Source organism: Rhizobium sp. AP16 (assembly GCF_000281735.1).
GTDB lineage: Bacteria > Pseudomonadota > Alphaproteobacteria > Rhizobiales > Rhizobiaceae > Rhizobium > Rhizobium rhizogenes.
Genome location: NZ_AJVM01000090.1, coordinates 35,150 through 44,535, shown reverse-complemented (window position 1 = coordinate 44,535; position 9,386 = coordinate 35,150). Strand labels below are relative to the sequence as shown.

The 9,386-nt window shown below is 61.4% G+C and carries 12 protein-coding genes; 7 read left to right on the top strand and 5 right to left on the bottom strand.

Translation table 11 applies throughout. From position 1 onward, the window contains the following. Positions 1-108 precede the first annotated feature (108 nt). From PMI03_RS30235 to PMI03_RS30215, 5 genes are read left to right on the top strand one after another with little or no spacing between them, the layout of a single operon-like run. A complete protein-coding gene (locus PMI03_RS30235; protein ID WP_007703524.1) occupies positions 109-933 on the top strand; it encodes an ABC transporter ATP-binding protein in 825 nt (274 codons plus the stop codon). Then, positions 933-1,787 (top strand): ABC transporter permease, encoded by an 855-nt coding sequence (locus PMI03_RS30230; RefSeq protein ID WP_007703523.1) that lies wholly within the window; start codon positions 933-935, stop codon positions 1,785-1,787. Before PMI03_RS30235 ends, PMI03_RS30230 begins: the two co-directional genes overlap by 1 nt. Beyond that, the gene (locus tag PMI03_RS30225) at positions 1,787-3,100 is read left to right on the top strand and encodes a cytosine deaminase (protein WP_007703519.1); all 1,314 of its coding nucleotides are present in this window, start codon (positions 1,787-1,789) and stop codon (positions 3,098-3,100) included. Before PMI03_RS30230 ends, PMI03_RS30225 begins: the two co-directional genes overlap by 1 nt. Position 3,101: 1 nt before the next feature. After that, on the top strand, positions 3,102-4,511 hold the full coding sequence (locus PMI03_RS30220) for an FAD-binding oxidoreductase (protein ID WP_007703516.1): 1,410 nt from the start codon (positions 3,102-3,104) through the stop codon (positions 4,509-4,511). Beyond that, a complete protein-coding gene (locus PMI03_RS30215) occupies positions 4,508-5,089 on the top strand; it encodes an NAD(P)H-dependent oxidoreductase (protein ID WP_007703513.1) in 582 nt (193 codons plus the stop codon). The genes PMI03_RS30220 and PMI03_RS30215 overlap by 4 nt, the downstream gene beginning before the upstream one ends. 18 nt (positions 5,090-5,107) lie before the next feature. Here the strand turns inward: PMI03_RS30215 and PMI03_RS30210 are convergent, their stop codons facing one another. Next, entirely contained in the window at positions 5,108-5,527 is a 420-nt protein-coding gene (locus PMI03_RS30210; protein ID WP_007703509.1) for a cupin domain-containing protein, read from the bottom strand. 59 nt (positions 5,528-5,586) lie between these two features. Between PMI03_RS30210 and PMI03_RS30205 the strand changes: the two genes are divergently transcribed. Next, positions 5,587-6,078, top strand: a complete 492-nt coding sequence (locus PMI03_RS30205; RefSeq protein WP_007703504.1) for a MarR family winged helix-turn-helix transcriptional regulator — start codon at positions 5,587-5,589, stop codon at positions 6,076-6,078. 12 nt (positions 6,079-6,090) lie between these two features. Here the strand turns inward: PMI03_RS30205 and PMI03_RS30200 are convergent, their stop codons facing one another. From PMI03_RS30200 to PMI03_RS30185, 4 genes are all read right to left on the bottom strand, one after another. After that, a complete protein-coding gene (locus PMI03_RS30200; RefSeq protein ID WP_007703501.1) occupies positions 6,091-6,819 on the bottom strand; it encodes a bifunctional 2-polyprenyl-6-hydroxyphenol methylase/3-demethylubiquinol 3-O-methyltransferase UbiG in 729 nt (242 codons plus the stop codon). A 35-nt stretch (positions 6,820-6,854) separates the two neighbouring features. Beyond that, positions 6,855-7,337 carry a VOC family protein gene (locus PMI03_RS30195; RefSeq protein WP_007703479.1) on the bottom strand — a complete coding sequence of 161 codons (483 nt, stop codon included), beginning with the start codon at positions 7,335-7,337 and terminating at the stop codon, positions 6,855-6,857. Positions 7,338-7,357: 20 nt separating this feature from the next. Beyond that, positions 7,358-7,747, bottom strand: coding sequence for a RidA family protein (locus tag PMI03_RS30190; protein ID WP_039974950.1), 390 nt, complete (start codon positions 7,745-7,747; stop codon positions 7,358-7,360). 62 nt (positions 7,748-7,809) lie between these two features. Beyond that, a complete protein-coding gene (locus PMI03_RS30185) occupies positions 7,810-8,706 on the bottom strand; it encodes a DMT family transporter (protein ID WP_007703472.1) in 897 nt (298 codons plus the stop codon). Positions 8,707-8,925: 219 nt separating this feature from the next. Here PMI03_RS30185 and PMI03_RS30180 point away from each other — a divergent pair, with 219 nt between their 5' ends. Beyond that, positions 8,926-9,351 carry a hypothetical protein gene (locus PMI03_RS30180; protein WP_007703469.1) on the top strand — a complete coding sequence of 142 codons (426 nt, stop codon included), beginning with the start codon at positions 8,926-8,928 and terminating at the stop codon, positions 9,349-9,351. Positions 9,352-9,386 lie beyond the last annotated feature (35 nt).

Sequence of the window (9,386 nt, the reverse complement as noted above, 5' to 3'; positions counted from 1 at the left end):
GGGGGGGGGGGGGGGGGGACACCCCGAGATTTCGAAAGATCACTCCACCCCGGAGCTGCGCTCCGACCCTCCCCCTCAAGGGGAGGGTGGATCAACAAAGAGCCGAACATGACCCTGTCCGAAGCCACCACGATCATCCAAACCGAACCGCGCAAGCGGCCACTGGTCGTCATGGAGCAGGTCTCGAAGGTCTTCTCCAACGGCACGCTGGCGCTTTCCGGCATGTCGCTCAACGTCGAAAGCGGCGAGTTCATCAGCCTGCTCGGCCCCTCCGGCTGCGGTAAGTCGACGGCACTGCGCATCATCGCCGGCCTCGGCGGCGCCTCCAGCGGCCGGATCGACTGGCCGAGCTCGCGCATCAATTCGAAGGGGCTTCCGGATGGCGATATCAGCTTCGTCTTTCAGGAGCCGACGCTGCTGCCTTGGAAAACCGTCTTCGGCAATGTCCACCTGCCGCTGAAACTGCGCGGCGTCTCCGAGGCATCAGCCCGTGACCAGATCATGGCGACGCTCGCGACCGTCGGCCTGCAGGATTTCGCCGGGGCCTATCCGCGCGAATTGTCGGGCGGCATGAAGATGCGCGTCTCCATCGCCCGCGCGCTGGTCACCAAGCCGAAGCTGCTCTTGATGGACGAGCCCTTCGCCGCCCTCGATGAGATCACCCGCCAGAAGCTCAACGACGACGTACTGCGGTTATGGCAGACCACCGGCATTACAGTGATCTTCGTCACTCACTCCGTCTACGAGTCTGCCTATCTTTCCAACCGCATCGTCGTCATGAAGGCCCGCCCCGGCCGCGTCCACATGGATTTTCCCCTGCAGACCAGCGGCGAACGCGATCCCCTCTACCGGTCCTCCGAGGAATATCGGCAGGTCTGCGAAAAAGTGTCCCGTTCCCTGATCGAGGCCATTGGCTGGCCGGAGGCCCACTGATGAGCGACAGCACCACCCTCTCCGCAGCAACGGCCGATGCCCCGCCGAAGCCGGCCGTCCGCACCAGAAATGCCGAACGCTCCATCGGCATCATCGTGCCGATCCTGACCGTCGTCGTCCTGGTCGTCCTCTGGCAGCTTCTCGTCGTCACCGCCGATATTCCGCAATATATCCTGCCGAGCCCCCTTGCCGTCGCAAAGGCGCTGGTCTCCGACTGGGGAATTCTCTGGCCGGCGCTCTGGGTTACCACGCAGATCACCTTCATATCCCTGATGCTGGCGCTGATCGGCGGCGTCGGTTTCGCCATCTTCCTGGTGCAGTCGCGCTGGATCGAGCTTGCCTTCTATCCGCTCGCCGTCATCCTGCAGGTGACGCCGATCGTGGCGATCGCGCCGCTCATCCTGATCTATGCGCCGACCCGCGAATCCGCGTTGTTGATCTGCGGCTTCCTCGTCGCCTTCTTCCCGATCCTTTCCAACATGGTGCAGGGCCTGAAGAGCGTCGACCACAATCTCCTCAACCTCTTCGATCTCTACGGCGCCTCGCGCTGGCAGATGCTGCTGCATCTGAAGCTGCCGGCGGCCCAGCCTTATTTCATGACGGGCCTTCGGATCGGCGGCGGCCTGTCGCTGATCGCCTCCGTCGTCGCCGAATTCGCCGCCGGTTCCGGCGGCCCCAATTCCGGCCTCGCCTTCCGCCTGCTGGAGGCGCAATACCGCCAGAACATGCCGCGTCTGTTCGCAGCCCTGCTACTGCTCTCGGCACTCGGCGTCGCGATCTTCGCCCTTACCTCCTTCATCTCATGGCTGAGCCTGCATCGCTGGCACGAAAGCAGCCTCAAGCGGGAAAACTGATGTCCTATTCCTTCATGTCCCCGCCAAACGCCGCACGCTTCGTGCTGAGCAACGCCACCGTCCCCACGGTCACGCTGACCGGCTTTACCGGCCCGTCCAGCGAAGGTCTGATGAAAGCCGACATCGTCGTCGCGGATGGCCTCATCAAGGACATCCTGCCCGCTGGCACAGCCCCTGCGGAATTCGCCAAGGCCGACATGAGAGACGGCATGGTCTGGCCGACCTTCGCTGACATGCACACGCACCTCGACAAGGGCCATATATGGGAGCGCCGCGCCAACCCGGACGGCAGCTTCATGGGCGCGCTTGACGCCGTCCGTTCCGACCGCGAGGCCAACTGGTCAGCCGCCGATGTGCGCAAGCGCATGGAGTTCTCGCTGCGCGCCGCCTATGCCCACGGCACCAGCCTGATCCGCACGCATCTGGATTCGCTGGCGCCACAGCACCGCATTTCCTTCGAGGTATTCTCGGAGGTGCGCGAGGCCTGGAAGGACAAGATTGCGCTGCAGGCCGTCGCCCTCTTCCCGCTGGATTTCATGGTCGATGATGCCTTCTTCACCGATCTGGTGACGGTTGTCCACGAAGCCGGCGGCCTTCTCGGCGGTGTCACGCAAATGAGCCCCGAGATAGATCGCCAGCTCGACAAGCTGATCCGCGCCGCCGCCGACAATGGTCTCGACATCGACTTGCATGTCGACGAGACCGAGGACAGAGAAGTGCTGACGCTGAAGGCGATCGCCGAGGCCGTGCTGCGCAACGGCTTCACCGGCAAGGTTACCGCCGGCCATTGCTGCTCGCTCGCCCGTCAGGACGAAAACGGCGCCGCCGCGACGATCGATCTCGTCGCCAAGGCCGGCATCTCCATCGTCTCCCTGCCAATGTGCAACATGTACCTGCAGGACCGCCATCCGGGCCGCACGCCGCGCTGGCGCGGCGTTACGCTGCTGCATGAACTGGCCGCCGGCGGCGTGCCCACCGCCGTTGCCTCGGACAATACCCGCGACCCCTTCTATGCCTATGGCGACCTCGACCCGGTCGAGGTCTTCCGCGAGGCCGTTCGCATCCTGCATCTCGACCATCCGCTGGATACCGCCGCCCGCGTCGTCACCACCTCGCCGGCCTCCATCCTCGGCCGCCCCGAGATCGGCCGCATCGCCGTCGGCGGCCCGGCCGATCTCGTCCTCTTCAGCGCCAGGCGCTGGAGCGAATTCCTCTCCCGTCCGCAGTCCGACCGCGTCGTCCTTCGCAAGGGCAAAGTCATCGACCGCAGCCTGCCGGACTATCGTGAACTCGATACCGTTATTGGAGCCTGACATGCCGGATTATCAGCTCATCAAGAAAGAACTCGAAGGCATCGCCATCGAAGACAATCCGGCGCTGGTGCGCCAGAAGAGCCGCGATTTCTACTGGTACTCACCGATCCTGAAGGCGCAGCTCGACAATGTCACCGCCGACCTCGTCGTCACTCCGAAGACCGAGGAGGAGGTGATCCGCACGCTGAAGGTGGCCTATGCCCACGACGTGCCCGTCACCCCGCGCGGCGCCGGCACCGGCAATTACGGCCAGGCCATGCCGCTCTCCGGCGGCATCGTGCTCAACCTTGCCGCCATGAACAAGGTCAAGGAAATCCACACCGGCCGCGTCATCTGCGAACCCGGCATCATCATTGCCGAGCTCGACCGCCAGACCAAGGCCCATTCCGGCCAGGAACTGCGCTTCCATCCCTCGACGGCACAGACGGCAACCATCGGTGGCTTCATCGCCGGCGGCTCCGGCGGCGTCGGCTCGATCACCTGGGGCGGCTTGCGCGATATCGGCAATATCCTGCGCCTGCGCGTCGTCACCATGGAAGCAGAACCCCGCGTTCTTGACCTCACCGGCTGGGACCTGACCAAGGTCAGCCATGCCTACGGCACCAACGGCATCATCACCGAGATCGAAATGCCGCTCGCGCCGGCCTACGACTGGGTGGACGTGCTGGTCGGCTATGACGACTTCATGGATGCCGTGCGCTTCTCCGATGCGCTGGCCAAATGCAACGGCATCCTCGTCAAGGAAATCGCCCCGATCGCAGCTCCCATCCCGCACGAGTATTTCACCCGTCACAAGCCTTACATCCGTCACGGCCAGTCGGTCGTGGCGCTGATGATCGCACCGCATTCCATGGAGCCATTCGTCGCCTTTGCCAGCCAGCAGAAGGGCGAGATCACCTTCCGCTCCGACAAGGTGCAAAGCATGAAGGGCATCCCGCATGCCTATGAACTTGCCTGGAACCACACGACGCTGCGCGCCATCAAGGTCGACCCAAGCATTACCTATCTGCAAGTGCAGTATCCGGGGCCGGACCATGTGGCCAAGGTCCAGAAGATGGTCGAAATCTTCGGCGACGAAGTGCCCGGCCATCTCGAATTCATCAAGTTTGACGGCCAGATCCAGTGCGCCGGCCTGCCGCTGGTGCGCTATACCTCCGAGGCCCGTCTGGAGGAGATCATCAAGATCCACCAGGATCACGGCTGCCCGATCTTCAATCCGCATCGCTATACGCTGGAAGAAGGCGGCATGAAGCAGACAGACACCGTCCAGCTCGCCTTCAAGAAGGAGACCGATCCGAAGGGCCTGCTCAACCCCGGCAAGATGATCGCCTGGGACAATCCGGACTTCGATTTCAAGGCCGGCAAGAACTATCTCTTCCCCGGTCTCGCGGCGCTGATGGAGGCCTCATGAGGGTTCTCGTCCTTCATTCGCATCCCGTCGAGGAGAGCTATGGTGCCGCGCTGCACCGGCAGACGATCGAGAGCCTGCAAGCCGCCGGCCATGAGGTCGACGACTGCAATCTCTATGCCGAGGGCTTCGACCCCGTACTCACTAGGCACGGGCGGATGATCTATCACGATTACCCCGAGAATACCGAGGCGGTGAAATCATATGTCGAACGGCTCCAGCGCGCCGAGGGCCTTGTTATCGTCACCCCCGTGTGGAATTTCGGCTTTCCAGCGATCCTGAAAGGCTATTTCGACCGCGTCTGGCTACCGGGCGTCACCTTCGAACTGGTGAACGGCAAGGTGACCTCGAAGCTGAAACACATCCAGAAACTTGGCGCCGTGATGACCTATGGCGCCGATCCCTTCCGCGCCTTCATCGTCGGCAACCCGCCGAAGAAGATCATCAAGCGAATGATCCGCGCCATGATCAAGCCCTTCGCCCCCGTCGTCTTCCTCGCCCATTACGACATGAACCGCTCGACCGACGAGACGCGCAAACGGTTTCTGGAGAAGGTGAAGCGGGAGATGGAGCGGTTTTAAGCGCTTCGGAACTCGGACTTAAGCCGGGATGAGCCCGTGGCGCAGCATGACCTCCTGCGCCTTGGCGAGGTCAGGTTTGCCGGGCACATTGACCACTTCCGCAATCTCTTCGAAGTAGCGGCGTCGAATGGAGCCAGGCGTGATGACGACCAAGGCCCGTGCGCTGCCCTCATGCAGGTTCTCATGATGATGGATGCTGCCGCGCGGGATAAAGACAGCGTCGCCAACACCCAGTTCCTGCTTTCGACCATCCACGGTGATCGTCACAATACCCTCGATCCCATAGAGGATTTCGTCCGCATCCTTGTGATAGTGGGGCGCGGGTACCCGGGCGTGGGACGGAACAATGAACTCGAATACCGTAGCGCCTTTGTCGTTCACCAGGAAGCGCAGTTCCAACTCCCCGATGCGTACGACATCATGTCCATTCGCTTCCATTGGGCTGATCCTTACTGTAAAGTGACTTTACAAACCAAACGTAAAGCGACTTTACAAACATGTCAATATTCGATGAGCTGACAAAGCAACCCAACACGAGCGAGGAATTGCAACCGCCTTTCTTCGGCGCTCTGCTACGCATCGTCTGGCAGGACGTTCGCAATCGGATGCACAAAGCTATTCACGACGCCGGTTTCACGGATTTTCAGGACGCTCACTTCGCCGTGTTCTCCTATCCCCTGCCGGACGGCATCAGACCATCCGAATTGGCACGGCAGAAGAGAATGTCGCGGCAAGCGATCAATTATCTAATCATCCAGCTCGAAGAGCTGGGATATGTCGAGCGGCGGGCTCCTGAGAGCAGCGATCGGCGTCTTATATATCTCAGTGCGCAGGGACAGGAGATAGCCGAAACGATCTTCACCTGCCTACGCAAGCTGCACGCGGAATGGGCCGAAGAGATTGGTCACGAACGGTTCGATGTCTTCCTTGACGTGCTGAAACAGCTGTCCCTCAAAGCGCAGGAAAGCACGCCAGAGGCTGGCCCATAAGCCATCCGCACGTCACTTCGTCGTGGATATCAGCAGGAACATCGGACGCTCGCGCTCGATTGCCCAATCCGGATGCGCGGCCAGATCGCCATCCGTAGGCGTCCACTCCTCGACATGCGCGATCGTAAAGCCCGATCTGATCAGCAGGTTGAGCGTCGTCCCCATGGTGCGATGCTGTTTCACGACGCCTTCGGCGAGCCAGTTCGTCACCCGTGGCCCTTCCATCTGATAGCTGTCGAGCGGCCATGTCCGGCGGCCTTCAGCATCGACCAGCCAGTCCGGCCGTCGCGGCGCCATGTAGATCGGATGCTCGATCGAGAAGATCAGGCGTCCACCGGGCTTCAATGCCTGATGGATCGTCGCCAGAAGCCCGGAGACATTCTGGATGTAGTGAAAGGCGAGCGAACTGTAGACGAGATCGAAAGCGGCCACCGGAAGCTGGAGATCTTCCAGATCGGCCTTGCCGTAGCGAATTGCCTTGTCAGCCGCCTCAGCCTCGGCGCGGGCGAGCATATTGTCGGAGACATCCAGGCCCAGCACATTGGCTGCGCCCTGCTCCCTCGCCCAGCGGCAGAACCAGCCGAAGCCGCAGCCGAGATCGACAATATCCAGACCGTGCAAGTCGGGCAGCAACGCCCGCATCGACGGCCATTCCGCCGCACCCGCCAGTCCATCGATCGATCGTTGCAGCTGGCTGTAACCTTGGAAGAAGGCAGGATCGTCGTAGATATTCTGCGTCATGCTCGCCTCCCAATGCTCGATACAGCTTGTCCCGGTCAGATCGTGGGTTTCGGTCGCGACAGCCATTGCGAATAGGGCTTAACACCAAAGCTCGGATCGGCCGCATCCTCAAGTACATGGATATACTCGATCGAGTGCCCATCCGGGTCCAAAAAATATTGCGAAACTGCTGGCATCCAGCCGAGGACGACGGGTTCGTCCGATGGATTATCGTTCAAATCGAGCGGCTGAACACCATGCGCCTTCAGCGCGGCGGCAGAGCCGAGAACGTCCTCCAGCGTAACCCGAAAAGCAATGTGAAGCCGCATGCGCAGGGGCGCGCTGCCTATTGCCCAGAGGCCGAGCATGCCCTTCCTCTTATCGTCGATCCAGAAGAATGCGACGTTCCTGTTCTCAATGACGGTTGCCAGCTCCAGCCCGATGACATCGCGATAAAACCGGATCGAACGGTCAAGATCGACGACCGTCAGATGGGTCTCATACAGACCCAGGATTTGCGGCATCGGCACATCTACCATCTCTTTTGAAGCTCCTGTCATCACACTACCTTCGCTGCGGTCACTTCGACCTCTACTAAGAATTCCGGCCGCGTAAACCCGCCGACGATGATCAGGGTCGAGACCGGCTTCGGATCGAGCGTATAGCGGTCACGGACAGCCATGTAGGCGGGGAAATCCTCGCGCCTGGTCACAAAACCGGAAATGCGGATGACGTCGGCAAGGCTCATGCCAGCCTCCTCGAGGATCGCCTTAATCGCCTCGAAGCAAAGCTCCGCCTGGCCGGTCACGTCGGAGGGGATGCTCTCATCGAGAGCGATCCCGACCTGACCCGAGGTCACCAGCAGGCTGGCGCCCGGCGGCACCAGCAGGCCGTGATTGTAGTTGCCGAACGGGCGGCGGACGGAGGGCGGATTGAACGTCTTCTTCATCGGCATCGGTTCCTCGTTTGTAGGGCCGATTTCAGCATTTCGACAGTCGGTGGACAAGCCGCTCAGAGCACTTGAACCGGCTCCTTCACCCGATTTCTCCGCACTTCCAGGAGGATATGCCCGAAGAGCGCGGCAAGCACGATCGGCCCGCCGGCCAGCGTCGCCTTTGAGGGCAGTTCGGCCAGAAACATCCAGGTCCACAACGGCGTCAGCGGCACTTCGAGCGCCGTCAGCAGGGTGGCGTCGGCAGCCGGGATCAGCCGCGAACCGAAGGTATAGAGGCTGAGACCCATGGCGCTCTGGACGAGGCCGAAGGCGACAATCAAGCCCAGATCGTGTCCCGACACCATAGACGGCGAAGCAAACCAGAAGGTGACGAAGGAGCAGAGCCATGCGGACAAGGCCATCGCCGGCAGCATCGGCACATCGCGGTGCTGGCGCATGATGACGGCAAGACCGGCAACAGCCAGGGTCATGATGACGGCAAGCCCCTTGCCGAGCCAGCTTCCGTCACCGGCGGACTCACCGGAAAGCATCACCAGCACCCCGGCCAAGGCGACGACGCTGGCAACGAGCGTCGTGGCACTCGGACGCTCCCGGATGAAGACATAGGCGACGCCGGCCGTAACGAAAGGCACGGTCGCATAGATCACCATCGCATCGGCAATCGAGGTGTAATAGATCGAACCGATACCGCCGATCATGGCGGTCGTGGAGAAAACCGTCGCGGCCAGCGACGGCCAGCGCATCGAGCGAAGAATCCGCCAGCCATTGCCGCGCTCTATGTAGAAAAACAGTGCGAAGACGCCAAGGCCGGCGACGATGCCGCGGCAGAAGAGAATGGTCATCAGATCCGCATGGATCGAGCGCACGAACAGGCCGGATGTCGACCACGCCAGGGCCGAAAGCGCCACATAGGTCACGCCCAGCCGATACTGCTGCTGCTCCGCCAGCGTCACGACAAATCCTCCCAAAACTTCCTTATGTTTTATGGCGCGACTATTAGCGAGTGCAGGAACAGCCTACAAGCCATGCTTGCGACGTGCATGTCGCGAACGCGAGAAGAAAATGCAGCGGTTGCAGAACCGCCACGCCTGCTTCACTCCAAACCGGCCCACCCGTCTTGCGGATATTCCATCTGTCTTTAGGGTATGGATGATTCGGCAGAGGGAGAAACAATGCAGCTATTGCTGGCAGGCCTGTTTGCATGCGGCTGCGTGAGCCTGATCGATGCCGTGCCGTGGCCTGTTGCCGAGAGCTATATCAACCCCGCCGTGGAATGCAGCCAGAGCGCCAATCCAGGGGCCTGTCGATATACGCGCGACACCTGGAAGACAGAGTACAGCGATGCCATCGCGGGGAAATATCAAGGGCAGCGGAACGTCGCAATCTGCCTGAGCACTGGCTGCGATAAAGCCATCCAGCCCGACAAGATCCTCGGCTGCGCCTGGCGCATCGTCATCGCGAAATCCGGGCACGCGGAGTTCGATGACACGGATGTTGCGAACCTCAAGCGCTTCTGTGGGCCGGACTATGTTGCCCAGGCGGACAGGCGAGTGGCCGAGACCCAGGCAAGAGCCATGGTAATGATGATCGGGAAATAGGTGGGCGTCTTACGGCCTATTGCGGACGCCTCAGA

Excerpts from the sequence above, each read along its gene's own strand:
- PMI03_RS30195 (WP_007703479.1), bottom strand. The coding sequence starts at position 7,337 with ATGGTAGATGTGCCGATGCCGCAAATCCTGGGTCTGTATGAGACCCAT.
- PMI03_RS30210 (WP_007703509.1), bottom strand. The coding sequence starts at position 5,527 with ATGGAAGCGAATGGACATGATGTCGTACGCATCGGGGAGTTGGAACTG.
- PMI03_RS30230 (WP_007703523.1), top strand. The coding sequence starts at position 933 with ATGAGCGACAGCACCACCCTCTCCGCAGCAACGGCCGATGCCCCGCCG.
- PMI03_RS30220 (WP_007703516.1), top strand. The coding sequence starts at position 3,102 with ATGCCGGATTATCAGCTCATCAAGAAAGAACTCGAAGGCATCGCCATC.
- PMI03_RS30235 (WP_007703524.1), top strand. The coding sequence starts at position 109 with ATGACCCTGTCCGAAGCCACCACGATCATCCAAACCGAACCGCGCAAG.
- PMI03_RS30215 (WP_007703513.1), top strand. The coding sequence starts at position 4,508 with ATGAGGGTTCTCGTCCTTCATTCGCATCCCGTCGAGGAGAGCTATGGT.
- PMI03_RS30200 (WP_007703501.1), bottom strand. The coding sequence starts at position 6,819 with ATGACGCAGAATATCTACGACGATCCTGCCTTCTTCCAAGGTTACAGC.
- PMI03_RS30225 (WP_007703519.1), top strand. The coding sequence starts at position 1,787 with ATGTCCTATTCCTTCATGTCCCCGCCAAACGCCGCACGCTTCGTGCTG.
- PMI03_RS30205 (WP_007703504.1), top strand. The coding sequence starts at position 5,587 with ATGTCAATATTCGATGAGCTGACAAAGCAACCCAACACGAGCGAGGAA.
- PMI03_RS30190 (WP_039974950.1), bottom strand. The coding sequence starts at position 7,747 with ATGAAGAAGACGTTCAATCCGCCCTCCGTCCGCCGCCCGTTCGGCAAC.
- PMI03_RS30180 (WP_007703469.1), top strand. The coding sequence starts at position 8,926 with ATGCAGCTATTGCTGGCAGGCCTGTTTGCATGCGGCTGCGTGAGCCTG.